General features: G+C 42.9%; 14 protein-coding genes. 7 read left to right on the top strand and 7 right to left on the bottom strand.

Translation table 11 applies throughout. The annotated features are described in order from the left end of the window. Positions 1-190: 190 nt before the first annotated feature. Both B1L02_RS21145 and B1L02_RS21150 read left to right on the top strand, forming a co-directional pair. On the top strand, positions 191-757 hold the full coding sequence (locus tag B1L02_RS21145; RefSeq protein WP_088532736.1) for a uracil-DNA glycosylase family protein: 567 nt from the start codon (positions 191-193) through the stop codon (positions 755-757). Between the two features lie 199 nt (positions 758-956). Further along, positions 957-1,313, top strand: a complete 357-nt coding sequence (locus tag B1L02_RS21150; RefSeq protein WP_088532737.1) for a hypothetical protein — start codon at positions 957-959, stop codon at positions 1,311-1,313. Between the two features lie 50 nt (positions 1,314-1,363). On the opposite strand, the gene B1L02_RS24775 is transcribed toward B1L02_RS21150, so the two are convergent. Continuing rightward, on the bottom strand, positions 1,364-1,585 hold the full coding sequence (locus tag B1L02_RS24775) for a hypothetical protein (RefSeq protein ID WP_223192176.1): 222 nt from the start codon (positions 1,583-1,585) through the stop codon (positions 1,364-1,366). Between the two features lie 193 nt (positions 1,586-1,778). Between B1L02_RS24775 and B1L02_RS21160 the strand changes: the two genes are divergently transcribed. Beyond that, the gene (locus B1L02_RS21160) at positions 1,779-2,129 is read left to right on the top strand and encodes a LysR substrate-binding domain-containing protein (RefSeq protein WP_223192175.1); all 351 of its coding nucleotides are present in this window, start codon (positions 1,779-1,781) and stop codon (positions 2,127-2,129) included. Between the two features lie 333 nt (positions 2,130-2,462). On the opposite strand, the gene B1L02_RS21165 is transcribed toward B1L02_RS21160, so the two are convergent. The 3 genes from B1L02_RS21165 to B1L02_RS21175 form a co-directional block, all read right to left on the bottom strand. After that, the gene (locus B1L02_RS21165) at positions 2,463-3,188 is read right to left on the bottom strand and encodes an ABC transporter permease (RefSeq protein ID WP_088532738.1); all 726 of its coding nucleotides are present in this window, start codon (positions 3,186-3,188) and stop codon (positions 2,463-2,465) included. Positions 3,189-3,190: 2 nt separating this feature from the next. Next, complete coding sequence (locus tag B1L02_RS21170; RefSeq protein ID WP_088532739.1) at positions 3,191-4,078, bottom strand: ABC transporter ATP-binding protein; 888 nt, start codon at positions 4,076-4,078, stop codon at positions 3,191-3,193. Positions 4,079-4,226: 148 nt separating this feature from the next. Next, positions 4,227-4,736 carry a DUF2141 domain-containing protein gene (locus tag B1L02_RS21175; protein ID WP_010376030.1) on the bottom strand — a complete coding sequence of 170 codons (510 nt, stop codon included), beginning with the start codon at positions 4,734-4,736 and terminating at the stop codon, positions 4,227-4,229. Positions 4,737-5,006: 270 nt separating this feature from the next. On the opposite strand from B1L02_RS21175, the gene B1L02_RS21180 reads away from it, so the two are divergent. The 3 genes from B1L02_RS21180 (at position 5,007) to B1L02_RS21190 (ending at position 10,397) form a co-directional block, all read left to right on the top strand. Next, positions 5,007-5,834 carry a pirin family protein gene (locus B1L02_RS21180; RefSeq protein WP_088532740.1) on the top strand — a complete coding sequence of 276 codons (828 nt, stop codon included), beginning with the start codon at positions 5,007-5,009 and terminating at the stop codon, positions 5,832-5,834. Between the two features lie 9 nt (positions 5,835-5,843). Beyond that, entirely contained in the window at positions 5,844-6,827 is a 984-nt protein-coding gene (locus B1L02_RS21185; RefSeq protein ID WP_088532741.1) for a glutathione S-transferase family protein, read from the top strand. A gap of 171 nt (positions 6,828-6,998) precedes the next feature. Next, positions 6,999-10,397, top strand: coding sequence for an ATP-binding protein (locus tag B1L02_RS21190; protein WP_088532742.1), 3,399 nt, complete (start codon positions 6,999-7,001; stop codon positions 10,395-10,397). A 43-nt stretch (positions 10,398-10,440) separates the two neighbouring features. Here the strand turns inward: B1L02_RS21190 and B1L02_RS21195 are convergent, their stop codons facing one another. Further along, positions 10,441-11,016 (bottom strand): DJ-1/PfpI family protein, encoded by a 576-nt coding sequence (locus B1L02_RS21195; protein WP_088532743.1) that lies wholly within the window; start codon positions 11,014-11,016, stop codon positions 10,441-10,443. 237 nt (positions 11,017-11,253) lie between these two features. On the opposite strand from B1L02_RS21195, the gene B1L02_RS21200 reads away from it, so the two are divergent. Further along, on the top strand, positions 11,254-13,419 hold the full coding sequence (locus B1L02_RS21200; protein WP_088532744.1) for a M3 family metallopeptidase: 2,166 nt from the start codon (positions 11,254-11,256) through the stop codon (positions 13,417-13,419). A gap of 68 nt (positions 13,420-13,487) precedes the next feature. On the opposite strand, the gene B1L02_RS21205 is transcribed toward B1L02_RS21200, so the two are convergent. Both B1L02_RS21205 and B1L02_RS21210 read right to left on the bottom strand, forming a co-directional pair. Beyond that, positions 13,488-14,165 (bottom strand): LiaF domain-containing protein, encoded by a 678-nt coding sequence (locus tag B1L02_RS21205; protein ID WP_088532745.1) that lies wholly within the window; start codon positions 14,163-14,165, stop codon positions 13,488-13,490. A 448-nt stretch (positions 14,166-14,613) separates the two neighbouring features. Next, the gene (locus B1L02_RS21210) at positions 14,614-15,177 is read right to left on the bottom strand and encodes a manganese efflux pump MntP family protein (protein WP_088532746.1); all 564 of its coding nucleotides are present in this window, start codon (positions 15,175-15,177) and stop codon (positions 14,614-14,616) included. Positions 15,178-15,194: the final 17 nt, after the last annotated feature.

A 15,194-nucleotide genomic window follows, 5' to 3' on the forward strand; every position in this document is an offset into this window, starting at 1 on the left:
AAAAGACAGCAAACGTAATAGAATATTATCCAATAATTTGCATCTAAATGATAGTGATTCGCACTTGTTTTAAGTTGAGTGGAGTCGGTTTAACGACTAAGCACTTTAAGTTCTGTTGGTTAAATGGGGTTTTGAATGTGGCTATGCCATAATGACCCTCGGTGTCGTTGGGCAAAATAAGTAAGGGAAGATGGATATTTTTGAACGTGTTAGGCAGTGCAAGCTTTGCGATAAAGCGCTTCCCATGGAGGCAAAACCTATCATTCAAGGCAGTTATAGGGCTAAAGTCTTAATTATAGGTCAAGCGCCGGGTTTAAAAGCACATCAAACCTGCCAGCCGTTTAATGACCCAAGTGGAGAAAGATTGCGAGACTGGCTGGGTGTAAGTCGAATACAGTTTTATAACCCTGAACTATTTGCCATTATGCCAATGGCGTTTTGTTACCCTGGTAAAGGGAAATCTGGAGATTTACCACCACCTAAAATCTGCGCGCCAACGTGGCATTCTCAGGTGCTAGCTACACTCAGCCACGTATCGCTGACACTACTTATTGGGCAATACGCGCAAAAATGCTACTTAACGCAATATTCATCAGTAACTGAGATGGTAAAAAATGCTGACTTTTCCAGTCAAAGTCATTTGCCATTACCTCATCCAAGCCCTCGTAATCAGATCTGGTTAAAAAAGCACGATTGGTTTGAAAAAGACGTAGTACCGCAGTTAAAGACAAGAGTTTCAGCTGCGCTATCATCTTGAGAATGCATTAATTAAATTTTCACTTAATGCTTTAGACTTAGGTTTAAAATCAAAGGCAATCTGATAGGTTTAAAACTAAGGAATAAAGGTCATATCAGCCAATATTTATCACCATTTAGTTGCGTAATTACGAGTATTACCTCATACTCCAGCCTGTTTACATAACAAACACTTTTTAACATTTTCAAAGGACTTGATAATGATATACAAAACTACCGGTTGGGCTGCGGTACTCCTTTCTCTCGTCGCATTTTATCCAAGTATGCAACCTGGTGCGTTTTCCGTTATAGGCTTCTACTTATGCCTGTTTTCCCTCATTATCGCAGCATTTGCGAGCCATATGGATAAACCGATTTATTTTCGCAGCGTGATCACACTGTCTCTTGTTAACATCTTATTAGTGAATGATGGTACTCGTGCAAGCCTTTGGTTTGGCCAAAGCGACTGGGTGTATATCGGCTCTATGTACGGTATCTTTTTAGTCGTGGTGAGTATTTGTGGCTTTCTAGTGAGCCGAAACTTATTGATATCAACCTTAGAAGGTAAGATTGAGTGAAAAAAGTACACAAGCCAGAGCTCGTGTACTACGTCAGCGGTGAAATATGCTTAATTTGCTGCTAGCGAATGGGTCACCGTTGTGGTCGGGCGACCAATCAACCGACTGAGTGCATTACTCTGGATCGCAAAAAATTCTTTTTGCGCTTGTGCCTCAGCGTCAACCAATAATGCGGCAAAAGCTGTTGGCACACCTAGAGCAACCAAGTAGATCATATACGCTTCGTCAGATACAAACTTTGCTTTTACTTCAACTTGCGTGTGCTTTGACACCGCTTGTGCCAAACCTTCAATTGTAAATGTATTATCGCCAGCCAGCTCATAAACCGAGTTGTTATGGCCTGAGCTACTTAATACGGTTGCAGCAGCCAGCGCGTAGTCTGTACGAGCAGCACCGTTGATCTGAACTTGTGGCGCGATTGAGGTAATAGCATGAACCGCTGTAAATACAAGGCACTAAATCAGTGTGGTTTTCGTTATACCATCCATTTCTCAGCATGCTATTTTGGATGATGTTGAGGTATTGCTCGATAACAAAGAGCCTCATGGTATGGTCTCAATAACCATGACACACGACACCGCACATAAATTTTTGTTACCAACACAGCCTGAGCTCACGGCGCGATATCCGAAGATCCAATTAAATATCATCGTTGATGATGACAAGCGCGATATTATTAACGACCAAATAGATCTCGCCATCAGGGTTGGCTTTCCTAAAGACAGCGCACTGGTTGCAAGGCAATTACATCAAGAATGTTTTAAGCTCTATGCAAGTCCTAAACTGATAGCACTCCATGGTTTATCCATCACGTAAACAAATTCCATCTAGGACACGGGCTGTTATTGACTATCTATTGGAAGCGAACTTATTTGGATAGGTTTTGCTCTTTTTAATAGAATGATATGTGATATTTTTACTTATTTGGTTATTTTAAAGCGAACGTATACTTTCTTTCAACGGCTCATCACCTAGAGCGAATCCAGTCTTGATTTGGTCGAGTAGGGTTATCAGTCATTTTTATATTGGCTGCGATAAAATTCAGTATTGATAGTAAGTGAAATGATGGTAGGTAATAACTTACTGATAAAAATAAAGCGCACAGGGTTGGGACTGTGCGCTTGTGGTTGTGGTGCTATACCAACTGTATTAAGCCTTCTTAAATTTAATTTGCGCGACAAAGAATAATGCAAGCGTTTGTGTAATTAGGACGGCCACATGGAGGTAAATTGGAAAGCCCAAGGTGGCATCAATGGTCGAAAGCGCCAACTGGGAAATATGGAAAGTTGGCAACAGCCAAGCAAACCATTGCATTGCTTCAGGAAATAGCGTGATAGGTAGCCACAGGCCAGAAAGCAATGAGAGTGGTAGGTAAACTAAATTAACCACTGCAGGTGCCGCTTTTGCAGACACTGACAGCCCAACTAACAGCCCTAACATACACAAAGGCAAGGTGCCGAGCAGGGCAATTGCAATCACGAGTAACCATTGACCTAAGCTTAAAGATACGCCGGAAAATAATGCCAGCAAGCTCATTAGACAGGCTACGAGCAATGAAAAAGCCGTCGCACTCACACATTTTGCGAGCAAATACTGATAGGGAGAAACGGGAGAGAGCTGCTTGAGTATCAGCCAACCATTTTGTTTTTCAAGGGCGACGTTAACGCCAAAGGAAAATAGCGCAGGCCCTATCATGCCAAATATCAGATAATTGATATACATATAGTTATGGGAGTCATGATGACTGAACAACACGCCGAAGAAAAGATAAAACAAGCAAGGAAATAGCGTTGCTGGGATCACAAACCCCTTACTTCTAAATGTGCTCAAGAGTTCAGTTTTGCTTTCAAGTATAAAAGATGCAGTGTTTATCATGGCTAAGCGCTCCTAACATTCATCAGGGATAAATAAGCTTCTTCGAGGCTCATTGGGGCTACATATAAATTGCGGATAGAAAATTTCTCTAATAACTGCTTCAAAATATGGTTTGGCTCGTCCGTCAAGATAGTGAACTGATCGCCTTTAACATTCAGGTCTATCATGGGAAGTGCGTTAACCAGTGCAGCTGCAGACAGGTTGCTGGTGAACTTGATTTGTGAGCGACGATAGGTGTTGGCAAGCTCAGGTATGTCGTTAAGCTTGGTACATTTTCCTTCTTTTAAAACTAACAATTCATCTGCTAATGCTTCTGCCTCGTGAAGATAATGTGTAGTAAGGAGTACCGTTTTATTTTGTTGTTTTAACGTGCGTATGGCCTGCCACAATTGCTGTCTTGACTCTACATCCATACCAACACTGGGTTCATCCAAAAAAACAATATCGGGGTTGCCTGCTAGCGCAATTGCCATAAACAGTCGTTGCTTCTGGCCTCCAGATAACGTATCAAAGGTTTGTTCTAAAAATGGTGCTAATTGGCAGAGTGAAATTAACTTCTCCAATGGAATTGGGGTTTGATGGTAACTTGCAAATAACGCCAGAAACTCTCTCACTTTGGTTTGCAGAGGTAGCCCGCCTAACTGCATCATGGCACCCACGCGCTGGCGGCAAAAGTCAGACTCTGGCTGATGGCCAAGAACGGAAACTCGTCCTGAAGTGGGTCTTAGTCTGCCAAGCATTATATTGATCAGGGTGGTTTTTCCTGCGCCATTTGGACCAAGAATGGAATATATCTTACCCTGTTCAAGCGTAAGATTTAGGTCTGCTAATATTGGCTTAGTATTGTTGTATGCAAAACTGATATTTGATAACTCAATGGCGTTGCTCAAGGTCTTCGCTCCTACTGAACTGTACGAGTTGCAGTATGCGCGGCTTTAAGGTGAAGCGTGAGTGAGGGTTGTCAGGAAATAAAATGACAAATGTCAGGACTTGAAAAGATAACTCACAGGTGTAGCAACACCTGTGAGTATTCAAGCATTACAGCCCTGTCATTTTCGATAAATGCGTAGAGAGGGCAAGTTGGATCTTAGTGTCAGGGGCCTTTACAGTAAACAAAGCCTCTTCAAAATCGCCTTTTGAAAAGCTATCGTGAATGTTATTCGACAGTGCGTAAGGCTCACTTGGCATGCCGGTAAATGGGAAGATCATTCTATCCATGCCACCATCACCATCTTCGTCATGAATTACGTGGATCGCATACTGTCCCGCAGGCACGCCTTCAAAAGTGACCGTAGTGGTAGGAGTTTGCGGTGTGACAATCAGCTTGCGAAAAAAGTGAGCGTCAGGATCATTCACATTTTTATCGCTGTGGTAGTCCGCGCTGTTGTCAAATAACAGTACTAACATTTGACCGTCGGTATTGGTCACATCTGTGATCTCAACCGTAAGATTCGTTGGGGGACCTGCAACCGTATTTACGCTTACCGGACTTGTTGAACTACACGCCGCAAGTAGTGCCAGCGCAAACAATAAACTTAGGGACCTCATCCTTTGCTCCTATTAAGGGTTAGTTTGTAGCTCCACAAGCTTGTCAGATAATTGTGTAAATACTGTTAAAAATTGTTAGATGCAGGAAATAATAAAGACTATTCTGACCAGTGTGACTAAGCACTGTAATAGAACGGAATAATCATTCGATTTAATCGAACGAAATGGACAAGTTTGACTAATTTTATTCTCGCATAGGTTTGGTAGGCTATCCATTAAATAATTGAGCTGAACTTATTATCCCAAGTTCAAGCTAAACCGAGAGGCATTATGAAAATTATTCGAATTAACAAAGCACAGGCAACACAAGATGGTGCTGGCGTAAATATTAACCGCATCGCTGGATTTGACGGCAAGAGTTTAGATCCTTATCTCATGATTGATGAATTGAAATCAGATAATCGCAGTGACTTTATGGCTGGCTTCCCGCCGCACCCACACCGAGGCATTGAAACCTTTACCTATATTCGTAAAGGCGGCTTTGAGCATAGAGATCAAATGGGTAATGTCAAAGCCATTCGCAGCGGTGATGTGCAGTGGATGAGTACCGGGCGTGGTGTAGTGCATTCAGAAATGCCGCTTAGCGACGCCGAGGGCATGCATGGCTTTCAAATTTGGTTAAATATGCCAGCAAAAGACAAAATGCGTGCGCCTAGATATCAAGATACAACCGAGCATCCTGCGCCACAAATAGTGATAGGAAAGGTCGGTTATTTCAAGGCATTGGCTGGCACGTGGCAAGTGGCAGGCGAAGTACTTACATCGTCATTACAGTCACTTGCGGGCGAGGGCGCACTTGCAGATGTGACTTTAACTGCGGGAAGTCGATTGCATCTTGAACTGGAGCAGTTTGGCAAGGTGATGATCTACATTCATTCGGGCCGGCTTGAAAACTATGGGGAGCAAACGTTGCTTGAGCTTGACCCAAGCCAAGACCTTGATCTCTTAGCGACGGATGATGTCGGCTTTTTGGTCCTTGCAGGGCAGCCAATTAATGAAAAAATAGCGCATATGGGGCCATTTGTGATGAATACTCAAGAGGAGCTTCATCAAGCGGTAAGAGATTATCAACAAGGCCGCTTCGGCGATATTGTATAGGGGGTTTACATGGGGTTATTAATAGATGGTCAATGGCACGATAAGTGGTATGACACAAAAAGCAGCCAAGGCAAATTTGAGCGTGAGTCTGCAAAATTAAGAAACTGGGTAACAGAAGACGGCAGTGCGGGGCCAACGGGTAAAGCGGGTTTTAAAGCCGAGTCCGGACGCTATCATTTATATGTTTCCCTTGCATGTCCTTGGGCACATAGAACGCTCATTTTCCGAAAGCTCAAACAATTGGAGGCGCATATCGACGTGTCGATAGTTGACCCGGATATGTTAGATCAAGGTTGGCGCTTTACAAGTCAGCGTCCAGAAGTCGGTGATGGCCTGTATCAGCTAAGCTTTATGCATCAGCTGTATACTAAAAACGACCCAAGTTATTCGGGCCGAGTTACGGTCCCCGTCCTTTGGGATAAACAAACGGAGCAAATCGTTAGCAACGAATCGAGTGAAATCATTCGTATGTTTAATAGTGCGTTTAACCAGGTAACGGGAAACGAGACTGACTATTATCCAGAGGTACTACAGCATGAAATCGATGAAATAAACGAATTTGTTTATCACAATATTAACAATGGCGTATATAAGGCCGGATTTGCGACAACGCAAGATGCTTATCATAGTGCGGTAACCGCGTTATTTAAAGCGTTGGATAAGCTCGAAACCAGACTGGCTGCGCAACGTTATCTTGTGAAAGGACAATTAACGGAAGCCGACTGGCGATTATTTACGACTCTCATCCGTTTCGACAGCGTGTATCATGGCCACTTTAAGTGCAACATTAAGCAAATCGAAGATTACCGCAATATTTCTGCGTATGTGCGTGACTTATATCAACATCAAGGTATTGCAGATACGGTTGATTTTTATCACATTAAAAGGCACTACTACTTTAGCCATACGATGATCAATCCCACCCAAGTCGTACCAGAAGGGCCAAGCATTGACTATCAGCGTTTTCATAACCGGAGCGGCATCACGTTATAAGTAACCTAACTTCTTATCCTGAGTTCAGGTTAAGTAATCTTTGTCTTTGTCTTTGTTTCTATTTGGACTAGATTTAATAATGCGTTTGCTGGTAGTTGTCATTTGTACTTAAGTGCAAACGCATTTTAGGTCTTTATGCCTAACAGTCAGGCCACTGTCCAAGGAGAAAATGTGTCTTCTTCCAATATTGCTAAGGGCGCTATTGTACTTATGCTCGCTGTGATGGTGAGTGCTATCTTATATTTTGAAAATAGTATCCATCGCGACCTTAACGAGAGCTTTTACCAGCGGTTAGAGCAGGTTTATACGGCACAAAATAGTATTTATTTGGGAGAGATCGACGACAATCGCCGGTTTCTTTATTTTCTACTAGACACCCCACCAATTCAGGGCATCGCCAGAGCCGAAAAAAACGATGGTATTGACCCTCAAGAAAACACTCAGCTTGATGTCTGGCGGGCACGACTAAGCACGATTTTTAGGTCAATACTATATTCCTATGATGGCATTAATCAGATCCGCCTAATTGATGCCCATACAGGGATGGAAATGGTTAGAGTTGAGCGGCAGTTAGGCCAAGTGATCACGGTTCCTGATAGCAAATTACAAGACAAAAGTAAGCACGACTATTACGTTCGAGCACTGCAACTTCCAGAGCGCACTATCTATTCCACAACCATTAATTTGAATCGAGAACACGGACAAATTGTCACGCCTTTTCAACCAACCAAACGTTTTACTTTACCGACTTACGATATAGATAACGACCTTTTTGGTATACTGATCATCAATACTGATGCCGAAAAAATGATGGACAGAATCGTCTCTCGAGCGCCGGATATACAAAAAGTGATGTTCTTAGGTGCAGATGATTCGTTTATTTATCATCCAGAGTTTTCGCTACGATATAGCAAGGATCTAAACCCAGAAATCAGCTTTAATACTCTGTATCGCGTTACTCCATGGTCCAGTAAAATCCAGCTGGTAGAAGATAAGCAAACGGGTGAACAGTTTTTAGCGTTAATTAGTAAGGTTGAAGGGGCCAACTTTAATAACTTAGAGGCTAAGCTGGTTAATCTCATTCCCTTTACTGCTTATCAGCAAAGCCTTAATGAAAAACGATTAACGACCTATGTTTTGCTAGCCGTTGCTAGTAGTGTCTTTGCCTTAATCTTTTTTGCGTTTTGGCAATATACTAGTAGCTTGCGCACCCTTGATTCTACGCGAGCAGAGTTCAAAGCAATTTTGGATGGTGCGTCTGACGGCGTATTGGGTTTTGATGATAATTTAAAGCTCACCAGCTTTAATGAGTCAGCACAGCGCTTTTTTAAGCAATTAAATAACAGTCGCTTAGGTAGCAACCCACAGTTTCTGCCAGAAGCTGTGCATCAGTTTTTATTTCACTACGCCAATATGGTTTTACAGGGCGAAGTGGTGGAATCTAAGCCATTACAACTAGACTTGAATGCACGTGAAAATATTTGGCTTTCACTTAGCTTATCGCCAATTTACGCACGAAGTGGACGCATTCAGGGGGTGGCATTATTTGTTGAAGACATCACAGCCAAGAAAGAAGCGGAAGCGCAGTTAGTTGGTGCCAATGAGCGACTCGAGCAAGAAGTGAAAGAGCGTACTAAAGAGCTGGTGGATGCGCGAGATAAAGCCGCTAAAGCGTCAGAAGTAAAAAGCGCGTTTATATCCACTATTAGCCATGAAATGAGAACGCCTCTCAATGGGATTTTAGGGTCACTTAATTTGGTGAGAAAAGAGCCAGTTTCTAAGCTCCAGCATAAGTACTTAGAAATGATGGAAACGAGCTCGACTACGCTCTTGTCGTTAATTAACGATGTACTGGATCTGTCGAAGATAGAAGCGGGCAAGCTAGACATTGATAATGAACCATTCAACCCGCTCTCTGTCATTGAGCATGTCGCGCTTTCTATGTCGGCAAAGGCCAAGGAACAGGATATCACTTATATTTTAGACCAAACCGGTTTAGAACACATTGAACTGTGCGGTGATGCGGCGCGCGTTAAACAAATAATTTATAACCTTCTCAGTAACGCGATTAAATTTACCAAAAAAGGACATGTGAAATTGACTGTCACTACTGAGCAACTTGACGACACGGTATGGCTTAAAGTTATTGTGGAGGACACTGGAGTGGGAATTGAAAAGGCTAATCAAAACAAGCTATTTCAATCGTTTAGCCAAGAATCCATTAACACCTCAAACGAGTTTGGTGGTACAGGCCTTGGACTCTCCATTTGCAAGCAGTTAGTTGAAAAAATGCTCGGCCATATTCATTTTGAGAGTGAAAAGTTTAAAGGCAGCAAGTTTTGGTTTGAATTACCATTTTCCAGTGTGCAAACTAAGCCTATCAACGTGCCTGAAGTGTTGGCAGGTAAAACAGTCTCTGTGTTCAGCAAAACAAAACTAGAGTCAGACACTATCGCCAAACTCATTGTCAAATGTGGTGGTGAATACGTTGATAAAGGAGCAAAGAGTGATATATGCATCATTACAAACAAGCAAGATTATATGCAAGTGAAATCGGCTCAAAATCAGTTTGAGAAACTAATTTTGGTAGGGGATGAGCTTCAGCATATTAACGACTCCGATAACATTGTGCATATCTCTTCACCTCTTCGGATTGGAGAGTTTGTCGCGCTATTTGACTTAAACAAAGCAATTAGATTACAGCCTAGCTTGAAGAAATCGGGTGAGACAGTCGCGTTAAGCGGTAACTTGGTCGCAGGCTGTCACTTCTTGGTTGTGGACGATAATCAAATCAACCGGATTGTGGCAAAAGGCATTTTGGAAGGACAAGGGGCTAAGGTGAGTTTTGCCGTTGATGGCCAAGACGCGGTGAATAAACTACTGTTATTTGAGCATCAAGAGGTTGATTTTGATGCTATCTTTATGGACTGTAATATGCCAGGAATGGATGGTTATCAAGCCACAAGAGCAATTCGTCAGGGTCAAGGTGGTGATAAGTACAAAGATGTGATCGTTATTGCGATGACAGCCAGCGCTCTTGCTGGTGAAAAAGAGCGTTGCCTAAATGTGGGAATGGATGAGTTTGTAACTAAACCTGTGGTCATCGAGCGGTTATTTGAAGTGCTAGATACGCTAGGTGTGCATGCTAAAGATGATGATTCTGTGCTTATTCACCCGTTTGAGAGCGTGGCAGAAGTACAAACGAGCCTGCCGATAAATGAAGCTGATGTACTCGAGCGCCTTTCTGGAAATGAAGAATTACTTAAAAAGATGTACACCTTGTTCTTGAATGACTCTGAAAATCAAATGCAACAGCTCAGATTAAGTATTAAAAATAGTAATTGTGACGCATCAGCAAGATATAGCCATGCACTTAAAGGTCAAGCTGGGGATTTAGCTGCAGAAGGACTCTTTGATTTGTTCGATAAAATAGAGACTTATGCGCGAGAACACCAAGCTGGGCAATGTAAATCATACTTGGAGCAGGCGCAAAGTGAATACGATAAAGTCGTAGTATTTGCGAAAAAGCGCGTGAGTGAGCTAGAGTTCGCAGATATCAACAACGGCTAAAGTGAGTGAGGTCTTAGTTCAACAATGACCTTATTTACCATTATTAAATTCTGGGCCAGTCATAATCCATTTGGGTTGCTGTTTTTCCTGCAACAGATTGCCCAAAGCGTTTTTTCACCAGCTCTAAACTCATATCGATACCTGCTGAAATACCCGCTGAGCTAGTAAAATTTTGATCCATAATAAACCTTACGTCTTCAACGACTTCTAGAGAGGGATATTGCTCTCTCAAATCGTCGATATCCTGCCAATGGGTGGTAACTCGCTTGCCATCAATGAGGCCTGCTTCGGCATATAAGAACACACCTGTACAAACTGATGCGCACTGAGAGGTATGATTCGCTGTTTCTGCAAGCCAATTAAGTACGTTGTGATCATTGCAAATTTGGTGATGAATTCCGCCGACAACGATGAGCAAATCAAATTTTGGATGTGAGTAGATACTGTAATGGGGGTTTACACTCATGCCGCCACGCGAGGTTACTGGCACATGACTTGGTGCGACAAGGCTGACGTTAATCGGGGTTTCGATAAATCGCTTTGCGGTGTTGAATACCTCAAACGGACCACAAAAATCTAAACACTCCGCACCGTCATAGATGAAAATGCCAACTTCCATTATTTTCCCCACAGATCAGTTTTTTACTAACTTGGCTGATTTTAGTTAAATTTTCAAGGTAAATTGTAACAACCCATGAAAAAACTCCACATACTGTAGTCTTAGTATCTTTAAGCTACTATGAACTCAAGCTTTTCTGCTCTATCGCAGAGAACCTAGTTTCTCCCGCAAAGCGATTGCACTTTTAGAGACGATCCGTAATATCTTACCCACGATAACAACAAGCGATGAAACAATATGTTCAAACCTTCCATTACATTATTAAGCGCTGCTGTATGTTTAGCCCTTGCGGGTTGTGCTGGCACTGCAGAGCAAATTCAAGAACCAGTAAAATCACTTCAAAGTAAGCAATATGATAACGTGCTTTTGCAGGAGTTTTCAGGACCATATCAAGGCGTTCCTCACTTTGACAAGATGAAACTTGAGGATTTAGAAGCCGCTCTTGAAATCGGTATGGCTGATAATTTGAAAGAAATTGAAGCAATTGCCAATAACCCCGCGAAGCCAACTTTTGAGAATACAATTGTTGCTTTAGAAAGAGCTGGGGCTGCTTTGGATCGTGTTTTTACCTACTACGGCCTTTGGAGTGCAAACATTTCAAGCCCAGAGTTTAGAGAAATCCAATCGCGAGTTGTGCCTAAGTTTTCAGAGTTCAGTTCTAAAATCACCCAAAACCAACCACTTTTTGAACGAGTAAAAGCAGTATACGAAGGTGCTGAATATAAAAAGCTAACGGCGGAAGAGCAGCGCATTACTTGGATGCGTTATAACAGCTTTGCCCGCAATGGTGCGACGTTAAAAGGTGATGACGCTAAGCGCTACGCAGACATTAATCTTGAGCTATCGAAGCTACATACTAAATTTGCAAACAACGTACTTGCGGATGAAGAAAACTATGTGGTTTACCTCACTAAAGACCAGTTGTCAGGTTTGCCTGAGTCGTTTGTTGCGTCGGCAGCGGCCGCTGCAAAAGCACGCGGCAAGGCGGATATGTACGCGATCACCAACTCTCGCTCGTCAATGGATCCATTTTTAACCTACTCAACAGAGCGTGAGTTACGCGAGAAAGTATGGAACAACTACTATAACCGCGGCAACAACGGCGATGAGTACGACAACAAAGCGATTATCTCTGACATCCTAAAGCTTAGACATGAGCGCGTTAACTTACTAGGCTACGATAATTACGCGCAGTGGCGTCTTGAAGATCGAATGGCGAAGAAGCCTGAAAACGCGATGGCGCTGATGAAGAAAGTGTGGCCAGCTGCAATTGCGCGCGTGAAAGAAGAAGTTGCTGACATGCAAGCGATTGCCGATAAAGAAGGCGCTAATATCACCATTAAGCCGTGGGACTACCGTTTCTACGCCGAGAAGGTTCGCCAAGCAAAATATCAATTGGATTCAAACGAAGTTAAAGCCTATTTACAGCTAGACAATTTGCGTGAAGCGATGTTCTATGTTGCAGGCCGTTTGTTTAACTTTGAGTTCACCGAAGTGCCTAAGGGCTCAGTACCAGTGTTCCACCCTGACGTTCGTGTATGGGAAGTAACAGACAAAACCACCGGTGATAATATCGGCCTTTGGTATTTAGACCCGTTCGCACGTAAAGGTAAACGCTCTGGTGCGTGGGCCTTATCATATCGTAGCCATACAACATTTGATGGTAAAACAAATGTGCTTAGCTCAAACAACTCCAACTTTGTGAAAGCACCAGAAGGTGAAGCGACCTTAATTTCTTGGTCAGATGCAGAAACCTATTTCCACGAGTTTGGTCACGCGCTGCATGCGCTTTCATCAAACGTGAAGTATCCAAGTTCAAACTCTGGCGTGCGCGACTACACTGAGTTTCAATCTCAGTTATTGGAGCGTTGGTTGGCGACTGATGAAGTGATCAATCGTTACCTAGTTCACTATAAAACAGGCAAACCTATGCCTAAAGCACTAGTCGAGAAAATCAAGAAGTCAGCAACCTTTAACCAAGGGTTCGCGACGACTGAGTACCTTGGATCGGCTATCATGGATATGCTTTTCCATACCACAGATCCAGACAAAATTGGTGACCCTGTTGCATTCGAAAAGTCTCAGTTAGGTGCGCTAGGCATGCCGGACGAGGTCGTGATGCGTCATCGCACTACTCACTTTGGACATGTATTCTCAGGTGAAGGTTATTCAGCGGGTTACTACGGTTACCTATGGGCTGAGGTATTGACCTCTGATGCAGCAGAAGCGTTTGCTGAAGCGCCAGGTGGCTTCTACGACAAAGACGTAGCACAGCGTTTGGTAGATTACCTATTCTCAGTTCGCAACTCAATGGATCCTGCTGAAGCATATCGCAAGTTTAGAGGCCGTGACGCTGAAGTTGAGGCGCTAATGCGTGATAGAGGCTTTCCGGTAGAGAAGTAAAAAGTTTACTCTGCTATTCGGATAATAAAAAACCCCTGAACTTGATGCCAGGGGTTTTTTATAAAGCTTTAGCTTTTGGATTTCGTGCCGTCACCAAATAGGGATTTAAGGCCGTCGGCAAATTGCTTTATTTGCGCTTTCATCGAGCGTTTTACACTAACTTCAATGCTACCCAAAATCATTCTGCCGTGAATATAAATTCGTGGACGCTGTTTCACCTGTCCTGCAGATGCAAGCGTATTTCTTGTGTTTTCTACTGAACCCATAATATTACGAATATCGGTGACGACGTCGACTGTGTCTGGTACAAAGATTTCGTCACTGCCTAAAATGCAATCTATATAAATATGTACTTCAGGGTGACTAAAAATTGCGTTGCTAAAATCTAATTCCAAGCTGCCAAGGTAGTTTTTTAGGTGGATCTCTTTAGGTACGACCCACTCGCCACTGCGATGGTTGGAACTAAGTATAGAGGTAATGCTTATTACCTCAGAGCCATCTACGTTTGAGGTAAATTTTGGACCCAAACGAGCGGCTTTTTCGCTGTGATATCTTGCATCCGACTTGAGCGGTAAATCAGCACTAAGTGCTGCAATTTGTTCTTGCTCGTTCAGGTTATATGCTTGATCTAGTCGTCTCTCGAATGCATCTGCTGAAAGCTCACCGTGGCTGTAATTTAGAATTAACTGGTCAATCACCTCTTCCCTGACGGATTCGAGAGGTCTATCTTTTAATGGTACAGACATATGGTTGGTTCCGTTCTCTTGATTTGTGGTTAGGGGTGCAACAACCAAGCCAATATTAAATATTATATAAAACAAATGGTTAGTATTTTATAATATCAACTTACTCTATTTATTTACTAATATTTAGTTATACAAAATAGTATTTGGTCAAAATTACCACTCTTAGATGGCTGGCAACGCAGTAGCGCAGGTTCAGTTTGATATTGTCAGTCACTTTGCTATGGTAGTAGGTGTTCGCAAAACAACCAAAGGAGATCAGTTATGGCGAAGAAAAGTGATGTTAAAGCGCTTAAAAAAGAGCTGAAAGCGCGTAAAGCAAAGATTGAAAAGCATGAAGCGAAAATCAAAAAGCTGAAAAAAGCGATTAAAAAGGCTTAAAAGCCATTAGCCCTAACGTAAAGGGATAAGTAAGCGAGCGGTAAATATACCGCTCTTCTTGCGGGTTAGATTAAATCGAAAGGTGGCTATATAGCAACCAAGTTCCCACACAGATTAAGATCACCCCACCAAAGGTTTCAGCTCGACTACCAAGAAACTTTCCTGCCGAGTGCCCAATCATCACACCAATCGTTACCATCATGGTGGTGGCAAGGCCGATGAGCGCAGCGGCGAGCCATATATTCACATCAACAAATGCGAGACTGACACCGACAGCCATTGCATCAATACTGGTGCCAAACGCTGTGATAATGGTTTTTAACCAAGGTTGTTTAGCGTGTTGAGTTGGCGCATCGTCATCACCCTTAAGGCTCTCATAAATCATATGAGCGCCAAGCCCTAACAGTAAGATAAAGGCAATCCAGTGATCCCAAGCCTCGACATAGTCTGCAGCAGATTGTCCTATTAACCAGCCAATCAGCGGTGTACTGGCTTCAATAATCCCAAAAATAAGGCCGATTTTTATGGCTTCGGTAAGCCGAGGTGATTTTAGGCTGGCGCCTTTACCGATTGCCGCGGCAAACGCATCGGTAGACATGGCGTATGCTAACAGTAGCAGGGTGACGAAATTCATTTACATTGCTCCGGTCG

Origin of the sequence: Pseudoalteromonas piscicida (assembly GCF_002208135.1) — a bacterium.
GTDB classification, from domain to species: domain Bacteria; phylum Pseudomonadota; class Gammaproteobacteria; order Enterobacterales; family Alteromonadaceae; genus Pseudoalteromonas; species Pseudoalteromonas piscicida_A.

Bases quoted from the DNA above. Each gene is read 5' to 3' on its own strand.
- B1L02_RS21145 (WP_088532736.1), top strand. From the start codon at position 191: ATGGATATTTTTGAACGTGTTAGGCAGTGCAAGCTTTGCGATAAAGCG.
- B1L02_RS21210 (WP_088532746.1), bottom strand. From the start codon at position 15,177: ATGAATTTCGTCACCCTGCTACTGTTAGCATACGCCATGTCTACCGAT.
- B1L02_RS21180 (WP_088532740.1), top strand. From the start codon at position 5,007: ATGAAAATTATTCGAATTAACAAAGCACAGGCAACACAAGATGGTGCT.
- B1L02_RS21205 (WP_088532745.1), bottom strand. From the start codon at position 14,165: ATGTCTGTACCATTAAAAGATAGACCTCTCGAATCCGTCAGGGAAGAG.
- B1L02_RS21150 (WP_088532737.1), top strand. From the start codon at position 957: ATGATATACAAAACTACCGGTTGGGCTGCGGTACTCCTTTCTCTCGTC.
- B1L02_RS21200 (WP_088532744.1), top strand. From the start codon at position 11,254: ATGTTCAAACCTTCCATTACATTATTAAGCGCTGCTGTATGTTTAGCC.
- B1L02_RS21185 (WP_088532741.1), top strand. From the start codon at position 5,844: ATGGGGTTATTAATAGATGGTCAATGGCACGATAAGTGGTATGACACA.
- B1L02_RS21165 (WP_088532738.1), bottom strand. From the start codon at position 3,188: ATGATAAACACTGCATCTTTTATACTTGAAAGCAAAACTGAACTCTTG.
- B1L02_RS21175 (WP_010376030.1), bottom strand. From the start codon at position 4,736: ATGAGGTCCCTAAGTTTATTGTTTGCGCTGGCACTACTTGCGGCGTGT.
- B1L02_RS21195 (WP_088532743.1), bottom strand. From the start codon at position 11,016: ATGGAAGTTGGCATTTTCATCTATGACGGTGCGGAGTGTTTAGATTTT.